The sequence below is a fragment of the Sutcliffiella sp. FSL R7-0096 genome (assembly GCF_038595065.1).
Classification (GTDB): Bacteria; Bacillota; Bacilli; order Bacillales; family Bacillaceae_I; genus Sutcliffiella_A.
The window spans coordinates 2,789,250-2,807,314 of sequence record NZ_CP152003.1 but is presented as its reverse complement, the minus strand read 5'-3'; the positions used below and the strand labels follow the sequence as shown (position 1 = coordinate 2,807,314).

The 18,065-nt window shown below is 40.8% G+C and carries 20 protein-coding genes; 18 read left to right on the top strand and 2 right to left on the bottom strand.

Annotated features, from left to right (window positions below; genetic code table 11):
* The first annotated feature begins 68 nt into the window (after positions 1-68).
* The 6 genes from MKY77_RS14320 (at position 69) to MKY77_RS14295 (ending at position 5,742) form a co-directional block, all read left to right on the top strand.
* Complete coding sequence (locus MKY77_RS14320; protein ID WP_339146528.1) at positions 69-524, top strand: DUF2663 family protein; 456 nt, start codon at positions 69-71, stop codon at positions 522-524.
* 136 nt (positions 525-660) lie between these two features.
* Positions 661-1,434, top strand: coding sequence for a metallophosphoesterase (locus MKY77_RS14315; RefSeq protein WP_339146527.1), 774 nt, complete (start codon positions 661-663; stop codon positions 1,432-1,434).
* Between the two features lie 115 nt (positions 1,435-1,549).
* Positions 1,550-2,455 carry a MerR family transcriptional regulator gene (locus tag MKY77_RS14310; RefSeq protein WP_339146526.1) on the top strand — a complete coding sequence of 302 codons (906 nt, stop codon included), beginning with the start codon at positions 1,550-1,552 and terminating at the stop codon, positions 2,453-2,455.
* 110 nt (positions 2,456-2,565) lie between these two features.
* Entirely contained in the window at positions 2,566-3,156 is a 591-nt protein-coding gene (locus tag MKY77_RS14305; protein WP_339146525.1) for a genetic competence negative regulator, read from the top strand.
* Positions 3,157-3,355: 199 nt separating this feature from the next.
* Entirely contained in the window at positions 3,356-4,636 is a 1,281-nt protein-coding gene (locus MKY77_RS14300; RefSeq protein WP_339146524.1) for a Glu/Leu/Phe/Val dehydrogenase, read from the top strand.
* Positions 4,637-4,755: 119 nt separating this feature from the next.
* Positions 4,756-5,742, top strand: a complete 987-nt coding sequence (locus MKY77_RS14295; protein WP_339146523.1) for a YpdA family putative bacillithiol disulfide reductase — start codon at positions 4,756-4,758, stop codon at positions 5,740-5,742.
* Between the two features lie 163 nt (positions 5,743-5,905).
* On the opposite strand, the gene MKY77_RS14290 is transcribed toward MKY77_RS14295, so the two are convergent.
* Positions 5,906-6,880, bottom strand: a complete 975-nt coding sequence (locus tag MKY77_RS14290) for an asparaginase (RefSeq protein WP_339146522.1) — start codon at positions 6,878-6,880, stop codon at positions 5,906-5,908.
* 124 nt (positions 6,881-7,004) lie between these two features.
* On the opposite strand from MKY77_RS14290, the gene prsW reads away from it, so the two are divergent.
* From prsW to fni, 9 genes are all read left to right on the top strand, one after another.
* A complete protein-coding gene (prsW, locus tag MKY77_RS14285) occupies positions 7,005-7,679 on the top strand; it encodes a glutamic-type intramembrane protease PrsW (RefSeq protein WP_339146521.1) in 675 nt (224 codons plus the stop codon).
* 177 nt (positions 7,680-7,856) lie between these two features.
* Positions 7,857-8,897: a cell wall hydrolase gene (locus MKY77_RS14280; RefSeq protein ID WP_339149825.1), complete on the top strand. Its 1,041-nt coding sequence runs from the start codon at positions 7,857-7,859 to the stop codon at positions 8,895-8,897.
* A gap of 18 nt (positions 8,898-8,915) precedes the next feature.
* A complete protein-coding gene (gene ypeB / locus MKY77_RS14275; protein ID WP_339146520.1) occupies positions 8,916-10,256 on the top strand; it encodes a germination protein YpeB in 1,341 nt (446 codons plus the stop codon).
* Positions 10,257-10,443: 187 nt separating this feature from the next.
* Positions 10,444-11,097 (top strand): flagellar brake domain-containing protein, encoded by a 654-nt coding sequence (locus MKY77_RS14270; protein WP_339146519.1) that lies wholly within the window; start codon positions 10,444-10,446, stop codon positions 11,095-11,097.
* Between the two features lie 67 nt (positions 11,098-11,164).
* Positions 11,165-11,347: a YpfB family protein gene (locus MKY77_RS14265; protein WP_339146518.1), complete on the top strand. Its 183-nt coding sequence runs from the start codon at positions 11,165-11,167 to the stop codon at positions 11,345-11,347.
* A 95-nt stretch (positions 11,348-11,442) separates the two neighbouring features.
* Entirely contained in the window at positions 11,443-12,135 is a 693-nt protein-coding gene (cmk, locus tag MKY77_RS14260) for a (d)CMP kinase (RefSeq protein WP_339146517.1), read from the top strand.
* Positions 12,132-12,713, top strand: a complete 582-nt coding sequence (locus MKY77_RS14255) for a lysophospholipid acyltransferase family protein (RefSeq protein ID WP_339146516.1) — start codon at positions 12,132-12,134, stop codon at positions 12,711-12,713. Before cmk ends, MKY77_RS14255 begins: the two co-directional genes overlap by 4 nt.
* 292 nt (positions 12,714-13,005) lie before the next feature.
* A complete protein-coding gene (rpsA, locus tag MKY77_RS14250; RefSeq protein WP_339149824.1) occupies positions 13,006-14,148 on the top strand; it encodes a 30S ribosomal protein S1 in 1,143 nt (380 codons plus the stop codon).
* Positions 14,149-14,385: 237 nt separating this feature from the next.
* Entirely contained in the window at positions 14,386-15,441 is a 1,056-nt protein-coding gene (gene fni, locus MKY77_RS14245) for a type 2 isopentenyl-diphosphate Delta-isomerase (protein ID WP_339146515.1), read from the top strand.
* 617 nt (positions 15,442-16,058) lie between these two features.
* Here fni and MKY77_RS14240 read toward each other — a convergent pair.
* Complete coding sequence (locus tag MKY77_RS14240) at positions 16,059-16,190, bottom strand: YpzI family protein (RefSeq protein WP_064497390.1); 132 nt, start codon at positions 16,188-16,190, stop codon at positions 16,059-16,061.
* Positions 16,191-16,315: 125 nt separating this feature from the next.
* Here MKY77_RS14240 and MKY77_RS14235 point away from each other — a divergent pair, with 125 nt between their 5' ends.
* From MKY77_RS14235 to MKY77_RS14225, 3 genes are read left to right on the top strand one after another with little or no spacing between them, the layout of a single operon-like run.
* Positions 16,316-16,921, top strand: a complete 606-nt coding sequence (locus tag MKY77_RS14235; RefSeq protein WP_339146514.1) for a hypothetical protein — start codon at positions 16,316-16,318, stop codon at positions 16,919-16,921.
* Positions 16,918-17,814, top strand: coding sequence for a YIEGIA family protein (locus tag MKY77_RS14230; RefSeq protein WP_339146513.1), 897 nt, complete (start codon positions 16,918-16,920; stop codon positions 17,812-17,814). The genes MKY77_RS14235 and MKY77_RS14230 overlap by 4 nt, the downstream gene beginning before the upstream one ends.
* Entirely contained in the window at positions 17,804-17,995 is a 192-nt protein-coding gene (locus MKY77_RS14225) for a hypothetical protein (protein WP_339146512.1), read from the top strand. Before MKY77_RS14230 ends, MKY77_RS14225 begins: the two co-directional genes overlap by 11 nt.
* The last annotated feature ends 70 nt before the right edge of the window (positions 17,996-18,065 follow it).

Here is an 18,065-nt window from a genome sequence, read left to right as displayed (position 1 = left end):
GCGATTCATACAGGTCCCCTCTTTTGCATAATTTCTAATAGGACAGGTTATGAAAGAGGGGATTAAATATGGAGCCGGAAATTAAAATGCTGAACCATCATACAGATGAAGCGACAAAACAGACATTGCAGCTGTTGGTTAATAAAAAACGGAAGCAGGACACCTTCAAAAAACGAGAGTGGAGGTGGAGGATGTTCTGTTGTGTTACGGTAGGACTTTTTTTGGCATATGTATACTTTTACATTTTCCATCAGTCCCCTGCCTATTCTGTAAGCATCTCCTATTTTTTTGATCGTTCAGTACATTTCTGGATTGTTATGTTCATCGCTTTTCAGCTGGGGATGATTAAATACCTTCTTTATAAAAAAGACAAGGCGGAGAAAGAATATCATGACTTGCGAAAAGAAATGGTGAAAAGAAGTGATGATTATTGGTCCAAACCTGCCGATTGGAAACAAAGGCATCAAGTTTTTGATATGATGAAAAGGGAATTTGATATTAATTTGTATCATGAAACGAAGTGAGCTTGCTTGTTATGGTATAGTTGCGATAGAAAATTATCGCAACTTTTATTTTTTGGTTCTGTTCAAGCGTACTGTTGATTTTTGCTTCAACATCCTGTTTAACAGAGCCTATTTTTAAAAAGAAGGGAAGTATCTTATGGTTTGGAGTTTATTTGGGGTTCTTGCTGCTTTTGGGGCAGCACTTCTTTTATACATGTACCGTCAGGCTAACCAAGAAAATATAGTAGAACAGACACTTGCATTCCCTGAGTTTCCAAGCAGCTTAGGGAAGGTCAGGATTTTCTTCATTTCCGACATTCATAGGAGGAAAATTGATCCGGATTTTATAAAAAGAGTTAAAAACATAGATTTGGTGGTCATTGGTGGTGACCTGACAGAAAACAAGGTCCCGTTTGATCAGGTAGAGGAGAATATCAAGCAACTGAAAAAATTAGGCATCGTCTTTTATGTATGGGGTAACAATGACTATGAAGTCGAGCATCATGAATTGGATTCCCTCCTATTGCATCATGGAGTAAAGATACTGGATAACAAAAGCTATTTGTTTGAAAGTGAAGTGGGAGATAAGCTAGAGATTTTAGGGGTGGACGATTTAGTGCATGAAAGAGATCGTCTCGATGTGGCTTTGGAGGAAACAAGCGTGGACAGTTTCAAGATCTTGGTAAGTCATGAACCTGAAATCGTGGAGAAATTCACTGAAAAAGAGGGAATCAGCCTGGTATTAAGTGGACATACCCATGGAGGGCAAATTCGAATTTTCGGATTTGGTCCACATGAGAAAGGGAGGATTACACACTTACCATACACAACTCTTTTGGTCAGTAATGGTTTTGGAACGTCGTTGGTTCCACTTCGTTTAGGGGCTCCACCGGAAACACATATCCTCACCATTACCACTAGAGAAGGATGATAATCTATCTCCATCACCTGTAACATCCTGTTCAAAACCTATACAAAGTTTACACAAACACTTTCGTATTATATAATGCAAAGTATGGATTTTGATAGGAGAGAAAGGGATCTGTATGTCAACTAATGAAGGTAAGTACAATATTAAAGCAGCCTCAAAAATGCTGGGTATCCAGCCAGGAACATTACGAGCGTGGGAGAGAAGATATCAAATTATTGCTCCGGTCAGAAATGAGTCTGGACATCGCTTGTACACGGAAGAACATATTAGGATACTCAAATGGTTAATCCAGAAAGTGAACAAAGGCTTCACCATCAGTCAAGCCGTTTCACTGTTCGAAAAGAACAATCAAACTTTTCTGGAAACGGAACATACATATACGGAAGATATGTCCACTGAATTACTTAATCAATTAATGGAAGCTCTTTTGCAGTTCAATGAAGGGCAAGCTCATGAATTGATGGATAAGATTTTTAGTTTATACTCGGTTGAGAAAGTGCTGATTGATATTCTGGGAACATTGCTCGTTAAGATAGGTGATATGTGGGAGAAGGATGAAATTTCAAGTGCCCACGAACATTTTGCCTCTGCATTTCTGCGCTCACGGATTGGGATGATTCTTCACGGATTACCGGTAAACGGCTTCCTTCCTAAAACGGTGTCGGTATGTGGACCAGGAGAGTGGCATGAACTCGGGTTACTTATATATACGCTATTTGTTAGAAGAAAAGGGTTTGAAACGGTCTATCTTGGTACAAGTATCGCAGATGATGATATCCATATCGTCCTAAAAGAGATTGATCCGAAATTTCTATTTTTGTCTTGTACCCTTTCCGTCAATCTGCCTAAAACATTGGAAATGGTGACAGAGCTGAAACAGCAATATCCGTCGCTAATCATTGGACTTGGAGGTACAGCAGTCGATAAAATGTCAGAAAACAAAAAAAGGGAATTTTATGATCACCTCATTGGAAGTTCGATGAAAGATTGGGAAGACTGGTTGCGGGTAAGGATGAATTAAATTTCCTTTCCAACAATGGAAGTTCGTCACGAACCAACTTACACCTTCTATCATAAAATGTAAGAAGTTCAAGGGAGTTAAAGGGTGTAAAGGTAGGGGAGGAGTCTTTCATGCGGCTGGAACGATTAAACTACAACAAGATAAAGATATTCCTCACATTTGATGACTTGGAAGATCGCGGGTTAACAAAAGAGGACCTATGGAAGGATTCGCAAAAGGTTCATCAGCTGTTTCGAGACATGATTGATGAGGCTAGCGCGGAGTTGGGATTTGAAGTAAGCGGTTCGTTGAACGTAGAAGTCTATGCACTCCAGGCACAAGGGATGGTTGTCATTGTGACTTCCACCGAGCAGGAAGAATTGGAAGAAGAGTTCAACGATGAATATATAGAGATGCAAGTTACGGTGGATGAAAGTCAGGAACTGTTTTATGTATTCGAGTCCTTTGACCATCTTATTGATTTAGCAAAAAGACTTCAAGCTTTTCATATCCATGGAGGTACCATCTATTCCCATGACCGGATGTTCTACTTGCTGTTATTGGAGGGGGATGTGGACCTCATGATGGAGATGGACACTTTGATTGCCTTGTTATCCGAATATGGCACGCCATCTACCATGACTACTCATCGTGTGGAGGAATATGGGAAGAAATTATTGGAAAATCATGCCATGGAGCAATTAAATAAGTACTTTAATTAAGATACGGCCTATTCTACAAACGTTTTCTGTAGTTTAGGCTGTTAGTATTTTCTGACAATTCTTACGTTTTGTAATCGGTTACATTTTTTTAATAAAAGTTTATTTTCCATCTTTGCATAGTGGTACGGAAGGTGTATACTATGTCATGAAGATGGACTATTTCAATCTTATTATGTGAGACAATCTAGGAGGTTTACTTATGGTAGCCGAAAAAAGCAATGAAAAAAAGAATTCTATTGAAGAGAAGTTGGATGTATTAAAATCAACACAAGTTGTTATACATAAAGCCTTGGAGAGGTTAGGCTATCCTGAAGAAGTATATGAGCTGCTAAAAGAACCTATGCGCATGTTAACGGTGAAGATTCCGGTAAGGATGGATGATGGATCTGTCAAAATTTTCACTGGTTATCGTGCCCAACATAATGATGCTGTAGGACCGACTAAAGGTGGAATCCGTTTTCATCCCAATGTTTCTGAAAAAGAAGTGAAGGCACTGTCCATCTGGATGAGTTTGAAATGTGGAATTGTAGACCTTCCATACGGTGGAGGGAAAGGCGGTATCGTCTGTGATCCACGTGAAATGTCTTTTAGGGAATTGGAAAGATTAAGTCGTGGTTACGTTCGTGCAATCAGCCAGATTGTTGGACCTACAAAGGATATCCCTGCTCCGGACGTCTTTACCAACTCACAAATCATGGCTTGGATGATGGACGAATATAGCCGAATCGATGAATTTAACTCTCCTGGATTTATTACAGGGAAACCACTAGTACTAGGTGGATCGCATGGAAGAGAATCGGCAACAGCAAAAGGGGTTACCATCTGCATCCGTGAAGCTGCCAAGAAAAAAGGCATAAATATCGAAGGTGCACGAGTCGTGGTTCAAGGGTTTGGTAATGCAGGAAGTTACCTGTCTAAATTCATGCACGATGCAGGGGCAAAGGTAGTTGGAATTTCCGATGCTTACGGTGGACTATATGATCCGAATGGCCTGGACATAGATTATCTACTTGACCGCAGAGACAGTTTCGGAACTGTTACGAAGCTATTCAACAACACGATTTCTAATAAAGAACTGTTGGAGCTAGAGTGTGACATTCTTGTTCCTGCAGCGATTGAAAATCAGATTACTGAAGAGAACGCTCACAATATCCGTGCAAAAATTGTGGTAGAAGCTGCGAATGGGCCGACTACCATTGAAGGAACGCAAATATTGACTGATCGTGGTATCCTACTTGTTCCTGATGTGCTTGCAAGTGCAGGCGGAGTGACAGTATCCTACTTTGAGTGGGTGCAGAACAACCAAGGTTACTACTGGACAGAAGAGGAAGTAGAAGAAAAGCTTGAAAAAGTGATGGTCAAGTCGTTCAACAATGTATATGACACATCACAAAGCCGACGTGTGGATATGAGACTTTCCGCTTATATGGTCGGTGCACGTAAAATGGCCGAAGCTTCACGCTTCAGAGGCTGGATTTAATATTTGCTTAAGCTTTCCCAATCCCCTATCATATAGTGATAGGGGATTTTTGTATGCGTAATCGGATATGCAGAATAAAGCTACAGAAAATTAAATTTGTAAGACGGAGTTGAACAACGGTGATAAACAGAGATGCCATCATAGTGGGAGGCGGTCCATGCGGATTGTCGGCAGCGATAGCCCTGCAGGATGCGGGATTATCCCCACTTGTCATAGAAAAAGGAAATATTGTAAATGCAATCTATAACTACCCCACCCATCAGACCTTCTTCAGCTCAAGCGAAAAGCTTGAAATAGGGGAAGTACCTTTTATCACGGAAAATAGAAAGCCCGTCAGAATACAGGCCTTAACCTATTATCGGGAAGTAGTTAAAAGAAAAAAGATTGAAGTGAACGCTTTTGAACTGGTGGAGCGGGTAGAAAAACTCGAGGATGGCACTTTCGTTGTGCATACTTCAAAACAAAAATATGCAACCAGTCATGTAGTGATTGCAACTGGATATTATGATAATCACAATAAATTGGAAGTGCCTGGCGCGGAATTGGATAAGGTCTCTCATTATTTTAAGGAAGGCCATCCTTATTTTGATAAACACGTAGCGGTGATCGGCGGTAAAAATTCTAGTGTGGATGCAGCATTGGAACTCGTAAAGGCCGATGCACACGTCACCGTTATTTATCGAGGAGAAACCTACTCACCTAGCGTCAAACCATGGATCCTTCCGGAGTTTGAAGCCCTTGTTCGTAATGGGACCATTCGAATGGAATTTGAATCAAATGTGACTCGAATTACAGAGAAAGAACTATCTTTTGTTAATAAGGATGGGCAGGAGCAGACCATTCATAATGATCATGTGTTTGCCATGATTGGCTATCATCCGGATCATTCCTTTCTGACTGAAATGGGAGTTGGAATTGATGAAGAGTCGGGACGTCCTATCTTCAACGAAGAAACAATGGAAACCAATGTGAAGGGAATCTTTATTGCTGGTGTCATTGCCGCTGGAAATAATGCAAATGAGATTTTTATTGAAAACGGCCGGTTTCATGGTGGAATGATTGCGGAGTGTATTAAGGGTAGAAGTTGGACTTTTAAGGAGAAATAAGAATCCGATGAGGACAAAGTAATCCATCTACTTATAGGTTCGTCGGTCGTCCTAGAGGGCTAATGAGGACAGTGCAATCCACTGTAAGGTTCATCCAGTCTACATAGTCGCCCAATATAAAATGGAGTGCTCAAAAATCTTGAGCACTCCATATTTTTTCTCATTACCTTAAAAACAGCAGCTGTAACTCCGACGTATCCCTGGTGCTTTCAAGTGCTACCATCAGTTTGATTCGAGCCTTTTGACCATTTAGGCCATTGGAGAAAATTACTCCTAATTCCTTCAATTTACGGCCGCCTCCCTCATAGCCGTAAATATCCTGTACTATTCCATTGAAGCAACGGGATACCATCACCACAGGAATATCTGCATCTCTAAGGGCTTTGATCCCATCCACTGCTGTAGGTGGTATGTTACCTTGTCCAAGCGCTTCCAAAACGACTCCATCGATCTTCATGTCTTTTAACGAGTGAAATATACTTGAATCCATCCCTGCATATGCTTTCAATAACATCACATTTTTGGATACTGCCTTCACAAGGTACTTATCCTCTGCAACAGGGGAATGGTGAAAAAACGCGCCTCTTTTTGTCACGATTCCGATAGGGCCATACTGGGGGCTTTGGAATGTGGCAATATTAGAAGTATGTGTCTTTGTCACGTTCTTTGCTGTGTGTACCTCGTCATTAAGTACAACGAGGACACCTTTGTTTCGGGCTTCCTCACTTGCAGCTACTTTTACCGATGCGAGGAGGTTATAAGGACCGTCTGATCCAATTTCATTACTCGAACGCATCGCCCCTGTCAAGACAATTGGAACTCTTGTTTGGACAGTTAGATCGAGGAAAAAAGCTGTTTCCTCCAACGTGTCTGTTCCATGCGTGATTACGAAACCTTCAACTGCGTTCTCGACAGCCTGGTGGTCGATGAACGTTGAAAGCTCAAGCATATGTTTAGTGGTAATATGTGGAGAAGGAAGGTTGAATAGCTCATGACTTTCGATTTCGACATGAGAATCCACAACCAAAGGAATGGTTGTCAAAGGGTTTCTTTCTCCTGGTGAAACTGCACCGGTCTGTTCATCCTCAGACATAGAGATTGTACCACCTGTGTGGATGATCATTATTTTCTTTTTCATATACGTCACCTCATAATAATAGCCAATTTATTTACAAACAATTTCCAAAAGTTTAGACATCTTATTTCATTAATTACGATAACATGATACGATAAAAAAAAACAGATTGAAACGAGGCTTATTTATGCTGGCAGTTGTATCCGCCGGGATTGCTCCAGGCTTAGCATTGTTATCATATTTTTATTTAAAGGATACGTTCACGAAAGAACCCATAGCATATGTATTTAAAATATTCATGTTTGGTGCGTTGCTTGTGTTTCCGCTTATGTTTATCCAATATGTTATCCAGCTGGAACTTAATGTCACATCGCATTTTGTAAAGGCCTTTCTCCTTTCAGGTCTGCTAGAAGAGTTCTTCAAATGGTTTATCCTTATCTACCTTGTGTACCAGAACCTCCACTTTGATGAACATTACGACGGAATTGTATATGGTGTGGCTGTCTCACTAGGCTTTGCAACTGCTGAGAACATTCTCTTCCTTTTTGCAAATGGAGTGGAACTGGCATTTGGTAGAGCGGTTTTGCCTGTTTCCAGCCATGCGTTGTTCGGGGTTATTATGGGATATTATTTAGGTAAGGGAAAGTTCTCATTTAATCCCAGAAAAAAAAGGCTCTGGATTTCTTTATCGTTGACCACCCCTATATTTCTACACGGAATGTATGATATGATCATCCTTTCCCAAAAATATTGGGGGCTTTATATGGTTCCATTTATGGTGTTTTTATGGTGGCTCGGTTTAAGAAAAGTCAAACTTGCAAATACGGTAGAAAAATATAGCCCGCAAAAAAAAGTTGTCTAAGGAAACTTTTTTTGCGGGCTTATTTTCATTTATTGAATCATCCATTTTATGGAATACCTCTTTTCTCCAAATGAATCTGTATAAAATACCATTATCTACGGAAAATACATTGTAACAATTGTTTAAAGAAGTCAAAGGAGGAAATGTAAGGTGAAACGGTTACTATTAATTTCATGTATGTTCCTTTTTAGCACATGTATGTTATTTTCGATAAATCAAACCTCTGTAGATGCCTTTTCGGAGCAGATCATCCAGAAGGGTGCCACAGGGAATGATGTTGTCGAACTGCAAGCCCGGCTCCAGTATAATGGCTACTACCATGCAAGTATTGATGGTGTTTATGGTTGGTCGACGTATTGGGCAGTAAAGAATTTTCAACAGGAATTTGGTCTCGATGATGTAGATGGGCTTGTTGGTCCAAAAACCAAAGAAATGCTGAATAAATCAACTAAATTCTATAAAGATTGGGTTCATCAACAAATTAATTCCGGTAAACGCTTTACACATTACGGTGGGATGGAGCTTAAGTATCAAGTTGAACCTTCTCCCGCAACAATAGAAAAAGCGAAAACTGGAGCAACCAATCAATGGCAGAAACAAAAAACACAATATCAAAAACCAGAAGCGGCACCGCAAAAAGGTACTGGCAAACCAGCACCAGAGCAACAGCCTGCTCCAGGACAAGAACCACCTGCTCCAGAACAGCAGCCTGCTCCAGAGCAAGAACAACCAGCGCCACAACAAGAGCAACCTGCTCCTGAGCAGGAACAAGCGCCGGCTCCTCAAGAAGAACAGGCACCTGAAGATCAGCCTGCCGAGGAAGAAGGGGAAGCCCAGAGTGCGACCAATATGCCGGGAGGCTTCTCGGACAATGATATTCAGTTGATGGCAAACGCGGTATACGGAGAAGCTCGTGGAGAACCTTACGAGGGTCAGATTGCAGTAGCTGCGGTTATTTTGAACCGAATCAATTCCCCTACATTCCCGAATACTGTATCTGGCGTAATATTCGAACCACTTGCATTTACAGCTGTGGCAGACGGTCAGATCTGGTTGACACCGAATGATACGGCAAAGAGAGCGGTAGTTGACGCGATCAATGGTATGGATCCATCTGAAGGCGCGACTTATTATTTTAATCCTGACACAGCGACAAGCGGCTGGATATGGGGACGTCCCCAAATTAAAAGAATAGGAAAACACATTTTCTGTGACTAATGAAGAGGGTGAAAAATTATGTTGAGACTTGTAATTATCGCTGTTTTAGCAATTGCGGTAGCAGGAACAGGGTATTGGGGTTATCAAGAGCATCAAGATAAAAACGCAGTCCTCATTAATGCGGAAAATAACTATCAACGTGCTTTCCATGACCTGGTGTACCACGTGGACCTGCTACATGATAAGATAGGAACGACTTTGGCAATGAGTTCCAGAGAACAGTTATCCCCATCCTTTGCTGAAGTATGGAGGATTACCTCAGAAGCCCAGAATGATGTCGGGCAGTTGCCATTGACACTCCTTCCTTTTAATAAGACTGAAGAGTTTTTGACAAATACAGGTGATTATACCTATCAAGTAGCGGTAAGGGACTTAGATAAAAATCCATTATCTGATGAGGAATATGGAACACTTCAAGCACTGTACCAAAAGTCCGATGAAATCAGGCAGGAATTAAGAAGAGTCCAAAGCATGGTTATGAGCAATAATTTGCGTTGGATGGATGTGGAGCTCGCTTTGTCAGCGAAAGATCAACCACAAGATAACACCATTATCGATGGATTCAAAACAGTGGAGAAGAATGTAGAAGGGTATGACGAAGCCGAATTTGGACCGACCTTCACCTCCATGAACCAGAAGGATAAGAACTTTAGCAAACTTTCCGGTAAAACCATTACAGAAGAAGATGCTAAGAAAATTGCGGACAAATACTTAGAACTAGAAGGCAATGAAGAAATTATCATCACGGAGAACGGTGAAGGGTCCGAATTTGGATTCTATAGTTTGAAGATAGTGGATAAAAGCCAGCAGGACACCTATATGGATATTGCGAAAAAAGGTGGAATCCCTATTTATCTGGTTCAGGATAAAAAGCCTGAAAAGAAAAACATAAGTCTAAATGAAGCGACTCAAAAGGCTAGAAACTTCTTGAAACAGAATAAATTCGATACACTGGATTTATATGAAAGTGTGGAATACAATAAACTTGGAATTTTCACATTCGTATCCAATGTGGATGGGGTGAGAGTTTATCCTGATGCCATCAAGATGAAAGTGAGTCTGGATACGGGAGAAATCGTTGGTTTCTCTGCAAAGGATTATTTGATGTCACACCATTTGCGTGAAATTCCAGAACCGGGTATTTCGGTTCAGGAAGCAACAGATAAAATAAATGACAAAGTGATGATCATGGAAGACTATTTGGCCATCATCAATAATGATATCGGGGAAGAAGTCCTATGCTATGAGTTTTTGGGAACCATAGACAATGACACATACCAAATCTTTATCAATGCAAACGATGGCCGTGAAGAAAAAGTAGAAAAACTAAAAAACCCAGAATTACTATATGACCTGTAAAAATGACCTTAATCGTAGCACCTGAAACAAATACTAACAAAACCTGCAATAAATTGAATTTAAAGGTATTTACTTTAGAGGAAAAGTCGAAATTGGCTTTTCCTTTTTTTCGTAAAATGGTTTAATAGGAATAAATAGAAAAAATTAGCAAGGAAAAGAAACAACGGGGTGTTAAGGGGGCAATGTTTTGTTAAAGCCAGGGGTCGTATTAACTCTGCAAGTGCGAAATGATGATAAAGTGGAAAAATATAGATGCAAAGTACAGGAAGTGAAAGATAAAGAATTCTATGTGGATTATCCGTCTCATTACGCAAATGGCAGAACTACATATATTTTGAACGGAACACAATTACTTATTTCCTATGTAACAGAAGAAGGTGTTGCCTATACATTCGAGAGTGAGGTTTTGGGCAGGATCAAACAGGCAATACCCATGATGCAGTTATCCTTCCCCGGTTATGATCAAGTTGCCAAGATACAACGTCGACAGTATGTCAGGGTAGAAAGCAATATAGATGTGGCAGTCCATCCGTTATCCGTCGATTTCGACCCTTTTATAACCGTCACTCATGATATCAGTGCAGGAGGGGCGGCAGTCTTATTGCCTGAACATGCCACATTGCCTGAAAAGGAGCATGTACTGACAACATTTGTTCTTCATCTTAATAATGGAGAAACTCACTATTTAAAGCTGAAAAGCAAAGTGATTAGATTAGTGGAAGTCGATAGGAACAGAATGAGGGCCTCCCTGCAATTTGATCCCATTAAGGAAGTAGAAAGGCAGATTATAATAAAGTATTGCTTTGAACAGCAATTGTTATTAAGAAAGACTCTTATTTAAGCATAAAACCTTCCAAAATCATCCATACTATGAGTAACGACAAAGAGGATGAATGGGTGAAGGTTATATGAAAAGAGTGGAAAAAATTATCATTAAGTTGATAGTCATACAGTTAATCTGTATGATATGTGCTCAAGGTTTGCTTCTCTACACCGGTGCTGCTCCTTTTTTAAGCAAGGTAATTCAATATGAGGGAGTTGGCGGTATGAAAATTATGGAACATATAGAAACATTCGACCAAAGTAGATGATTATGATAAAATATAGATGGATGAAAACAGGGGAAATGCAGGGATACCCTGCTTTTTTCATGTAAAAAAGATTAAAAGTGAATTCAGGAGGAACTATGAAACAAAAATTATCAGTGGCAATCGACGGGCCTGCAGCGGCAGGAAAAAGTACAGTAGCAAAAATCGTCGCAGACAAATTAGGATATTTATATATTGATACAGGGGCAATGTACAGAGCAATAACTTTTCAAGCTATCAGACATGATGTCAACTTGGAAGATGAAAAGTCATTGCAGGAATTGGTAGAAAAGATGGAAATAGATTTGCGTGCCACAAACAATAAAACACAACACGTGTACATAAATGATGAAGATGTAACAGAGCAAATTCGCACGCATGATGTGACAAACAATGTATCCATCGTTGCAAAACATAAATGCGTCCGTGAGGAAATGGTAGCAAGACAACGAGTTCTTGCCAAGCGTGGCGGAGTCGTGATGGACGGGAGAGACATCGGTACGCACGTGCTACCTGATGCCGAAGTGAAGGTGTTCCTTCTTGCCTCCGTCGACGAAAGAGCGCATAGAAGACATGCGGAAAACCTTTCAAAAGGTTTTGATTCGGATTTGGAGAAACTAAAACAAGAAATTGCTAGACGGGACAAACTTGACTCCGAGCGGGAAATTGCCCCTCTACAAAAAGCAGACGATGCAAAAGAGATAGATACCACCTCATTATCCATTGATCAAGTGGTAGGTAAAATTATGGAGTTGGTTGTTTTAGAAACAGAAAGGGCAGGGCGTCCATGACTTTATACTCATTCGCTAAATTCATTGTCTCAGTAGTGCTTAAGCCTTTGTTTCGCATTAAAGTAATCGGTATCGAGAACATTCCTAAAGAAGGGCCAGTTTTGATATGCTCGAACCATATCGATAACTTGGATCCTCCCGTTGTGGGAATTACCTCGCCAAGGACAGTCCGTTTTATGGCAAAAGAGGAGATTTTTCACGTGCCTATCCTTAAATCCATCCTACCCAAAATTCATGCGTTTCCTGTAAAAAGGGGAATGAGTGACAGGGAAGCATTACGGAAAGCACTAAAAGTGTTAAAGGAAGGCCATGTGCTCGGGCTATTTCCTGAAGGGACCAGAAGTAAAACTGGAGAACTTGGTAAAGGGTTGGCTGGAGCGGGATTTTTTGCTCTCCGTTCCGATGCTGCAGTCGTTCCTTGTGCGATAATTGGACCATATAAGAAATTCCAACCATTAAAAGTGGTATATGGAAAACCAATTGATTTTACCCAGCCACGCACGGAAAAAATATCTGCTGAAGAAGCAACGTTGCTGGTAATGAATTCCATTCGCGAACTTATCGAAAAAAACAGATAGTTTAAGAGTTTTGACTTGACAAAATGTACTATTTATTAGAAGTTAGTAGAAGGAAGCTAAATTTGTAGGATTTTGTTTAGTAGTATTCCTGTATATTATAACTCGGCAGTTCTAATTGATCTGTCCAACAATCAAGTAAGTTAACATCCGTTAATTTATGAATTATTACACGAAACAAATGCAACTTTTGTTAAGTACGTATGTTTAGGCTTTAGCCTGCATACTTACGTAACGTCTACCGTTACTTACATAAATAATGGATTAGCTGGTTTGTATGGAGGAGGTAATAATGATGGTGGAAGACATGAATCAAGTAGAAGTTAACAATTTAGAGGTTGGCAACAAAGTAACTGGAACAGTTACTAAAGTAGAAGAAAAGCAGGTCCTCGTATCAATTGAGGGTAGTAAGTTAGATGGAATCATTCCGATAAGCGAACTTTCCAGCCTTCACGTAGAAAAAGCAACAGATGTGGTGGCAGAAGGTCAGGAACTTCAATTAAAAGTGACGAAAGTAGAAGAAGAATTACTTGTCTTATCCAAAAAAGCGGTAGACGCAGATCTAGCATGGGAAGATTTACAAAAGAAATTCGAATCTAAGGAAGTATTCGAGGCGGAAATCAAGGATGTCGTAAAGGGCGGACTTGTGGTAGATCTTGGAGTACGTGGTTTTGTTCCCGCATCCTTAGTCGAAAACTACTTTGTGGATGATTTCTCTGATTACAAAGGAAAGACATTAACATTTAAAGTGGTAGAGCTTGAGAAAGAGAAAAACCGTGTCATTCTTTCACACCGTGCAGTGGTAGAGGAAGAGATGCAGAATAAAAAACACCAGTTGCTTGATACCATTGAAACTGGTCAAGTACTTGAAGGAACTGTACAACGCATCACTGATTTTGGTGCATTCGTCGATATCGGCGGTGTGGATGGATTGGTCCACATTTCCCAGCTATCCTACGAGCATGTAGGCAAGCCGTCCGATGTAGTGACAGAGGGCCAGAAAGTAAATGTGAAAGTCCTTTCCGTCGACCGTGACAATGAAAGAATCTCTCTATCCATTAAAGAGACATTACCTGGGCCGTGGGCACAAGTATCAGAAAAGCTATCTGCTGGCAGCGTAACAGAAGGTGTTGTAAAACGCTTAGTATCTTTCGGAGCTTTCGTCGAAGTATTGCCTGGAGTGGAAGGGTTAGTTCATATTTCCCAAATCTCCAACAAGCATATCGGCACTCCTCATGAAGTGTTGACAGAAGGTGACAAAGTCCAAGTGAAAGTTTTGGATGTCAACGAAACTGACCAAAGAATCTCCTTAAGTATCCGTGAATTGGAAGAGCCTGAAGAAGAAGAGGACTATAGCCAATACAATCAAGCTGAGGAGTCCGGCGGATTCCAATTAGGAGAAATGATTGGGGATAAACTCAGCAAGTTGAAGAAATAATAAATGTTAAATGAAATATATAAATAGATGTAATGCTATTTAGCTGTTGATTTTTAGCACAGGGCGAAGACTCCAGTGGGGGAAGTAGCGACAATGTTGTGACCCTGCAGGGCGTAGACTGAGGAGGCTCAAGGCCGCCCCCTCGGAAAGCGAAGCCCAGTGCATAAACCAACAGCGGTTTTGAGGAAAATATTTATCATAAAAGCAGTCAAAATAATTATGTCTAGGTGATAATCGGTGAGCAGAGCACAAAGGAAAATGGACCATATTCAGCATGCACTAACAACAGGGCAGTTAAGACAAACCGGTTTTGACGATGTCATGTTCGTTCATCAGAGCTTGCCCGACCGTGCCGTTACTGACATACAATTGAATATAAAAATAGGCGAACTTACTTTAAGTTCGCCTATTTTTATCAATGCTATGACAGGCGGGGGCGGTAAGAAAACACTGGAGATTAATAAAGGCTTGGCTGAAGTTGCAAAAGAATGTAACATCGGTTTGGCTGTTGGATCTCAAATGTCGGCTATTAAAGATAGCGGTGAGGCAGCCTCTTATGAAGTGGTAAGGGAAGTAAACCAAGATGGTGTCATCTTTGCCAACTTAGGTAGTGAGGCTACAGTCGAACAGGCCAAGCGGGTCGTTGACATGCTTGAAGCGAATGCGATGCAGATTCATTTGAATGTCATTCAGGAGCTGGTCATGCCAGAAGGGGATCGTGATTTTAATGGAGCTCTTAGGAGGATCGAAGAAATTGTCCGTTCCTTGGAAGTTCCGATAATTGTTAAAGAAACCGGATTCGGCATAAGTAGGGAAACGGCAAGAAAACTATATGATGTGGGAGTCTCTATTGTGGATGTCAGTGGATTTGGAGGCACCAACTTCTCGAAAATCGAAAATGAACGTCGTGATAGCAGGCTGGATTTTTTTGATAGCTGGGGAATCTCTACAGCCGTTTCGATAGCAGAAGTGAAGAATGCTGTCCCTGATTTTCCTGTTATCGGCTCAGGTGGCATTCAAAGTCCAATAGACATTGCTAAAGCCATAGCACTCGGAGCGTCTGCAGTGGGAATGGCAGGCTTTTTCCTTAAAGTATATATGGATGAGGGAGAACATGCACTTGTGAAGTTAATTCATCAAACGCATGATGAATTGAAATGGATAATGACAGCATTGGGAGCTTCTACGATTGAGCAGCTTCAGCAGGTTCCATTGGTAGTAAGGGGAGAAACGTATCACTGGTTAAATCAGCGAGCAGTGGATTGTACTGTTTATAGTAACAGGTCTTTTTAGAAGGCTCTTTTCTCAGAGAATGTTGCTATTTACTTGTAAAAAGTCGGCAATTGGACTTTTTACGAGAAAAGTCGGCAATTGGACTTTTCACTGCTTTCATACTCTTTAAGGTGCAAGTAGTTTCTTAAGTACGGCAGGGAAAAGAGCACGACAGTAAGGGAAATAACGGTTGATGTATCCATACGAAAAAGCAAAAAAGTTACGAAAAGAGCCTTTTAGAAATAACTCTGTTACACACCGCTGTTGATTTCCGCACTGGGCTTCGCTTTCCGCGGGGCGACCTTGAGCCTCCTCAGGCTACGCCCTGCGGAGTCTCAAGATGGTCACTATCCCCCCCGCAGGAGTCTTCGCCTATTGCTCCAATCAACAGCTAGAAACTATAAAAAAGATAAGTTATTAGGTTTTTCAGAGGCCTTGCTTGCGCCTGCGGGGTCTCCCCTAAACGCTATCTCCCTCAGGAGTCTGCGCCTATTGCTCCAATTAACAGCTATGTTGCTGCAAAAATCAACAGTTATACTGTATCAGAGCTTTAGAAATAAATGAAAAAAACATCGTCTTATCCTGGTGAAAAGGATTGGAGGCGATGTTTTTTATTGTTTTTAACCAGATAAAATTCTTTATTTATTTCTTTCGCGCGCTTCATCTGGACCTTCCAGACTTGTTGCTCCAGGGTACTTTAGAGATTGATCTCGATCCGACTCCGTTCTCTTTTGGGCTTTGAGTTTTCTTTCTTGTCTATCTTTTCCCATATGATCACCTCTTTTCGGTTAATTTGAGGATTATTATTCTCTTTTTCAACTAAAACATACTGTCAAACATGATTAGTATTCCTTCTTTTTAGGCATAATGATTTGGTGAAAGGAGGGATGGGGAAATGGAAACGGCAGGCTTATATTTTTATTTTCTTGGTTGGATAGGTTGGATCATCATAACATTTTTCTTCCCGAAATCAACGGTTCGGACATTCCTGTCTTTATTGTTGCTGTTGGTGATGGCTGGGTCCACTACTTACTTAAATATCTTTGATTTTAGGGTGAGTGTAGCATTTATTATTCTCATTTTTACTGCCTTCATTTTATTGACAAAAACGATGAAACAGAAGTATTTCCTACACTATTTTTCCATCTGTACTTTGTCATTGGCATACGTATGCTTCGTCATATTTGAAATATACGATCCGGTTTGGATTATTATTGACAGAACATGGATGCTTTCTTTTATTCTTCTATACTTATCCTTACTACTGTTCAAAACGAAGTGGGAAAGGTTTGTCTTTATGCTTACAGGCGTGTTGCAGGGGGAAATATTGAACAGCATAGTTTTAAAAAGTATTTTTTCCTATTCTGTTATAGGTTCTTTTGAATTCTTGGCTGTGCTTTTCTTAACGTCTGCCGGTCTTGGCACATGGATGATGTTTGAAACGGTCACAGTCTACCTAGATTCGGTCATACAAAAACGTGTAAGGGAGAGACAAGGATGAACGAATATACATATCCGATCCTTTTCGGAGTTGTAATAGGACTTGCGACAAGAATGTATATGCTAGTGACTGATTATCGGCAATATCCTACTTATTTACACGGGAAAATCATTCATCTATCGCTTGCCTTTATAGCTTCGGGGCTTGGGACAATCGCAGTTCCTGCTATAATGGAACAAGAATTTGCAGCAATTACCTTTTTGGCTCTGGCAGCCTCCCAATTTCGAGATGTTCGGAATATGGAAAGAAACACGCTTACCGAATTGGATGCCTATGAATTGGTGCCAAGGGGGAACACCTATATTGAGGGAATTGCCATTGCATTCGAGGGAAGAAATTATTTAGTCATGATTACGGCTTTTTTGGCTACTCTTGCCTACCTTGCTGCAAACGTATGGGTGGGGTTGGTTGTTGGAGTATCAGCCGCTTTACTTTCCCATAAGCTGATGACTGGTGGACAATTGAAAGATATTGTGGATATTGAATATGTAAAACCTCATTTTGAAGGAGCGGGGTTGTATGTAGATAATATCTACATCATGAATATAGGGTTGCCTGAACGCCAGAAAGAGGTATTGAAGTATGGGATGGGCTTTGTTTTAAAGCCTAAGAATTTCAATGCGAGGACAACGATTGCCAACTTGGGCCAGAGACAAGCAATCCTTCATGACATGTCGACTGCTTTAGGTGTATATCGTGACTCCGGGACTCCCGCTCTCGTTCCGTTGGCAAAAAGGGATCTTGATGATGGACGTGTAGGGGTATTCCTTTTACCACAAGAACAGGACCTCAAAATTGGGATGGCAATTCTTGAACAGGTCCCGACGTTGGAAAATGCGATCAGGATGCCTACGAAGAACCTGAAGGAGAAGGTGAACAAAGATGGAAGTTGAAATCGGAAAGTATATCCTTGCTGTCATCACAACGAATGCATCAAAAATTGCCGGGGGAGCACCCACTTTCACCTGTGATACGAAAGAGGAAATGGAATTCATTGCTGCCAACTTGGAAGCCATTCTTGATGGAATTGCGCATGGACTTGGTGAAGAATTGTACGTCATCGTCAAGCATTGATTCATATAAATCCTACTTGTGAAAAAAGTCAGACTTCCTTATTGCACCGAATAATGTTAAACTATTCAAG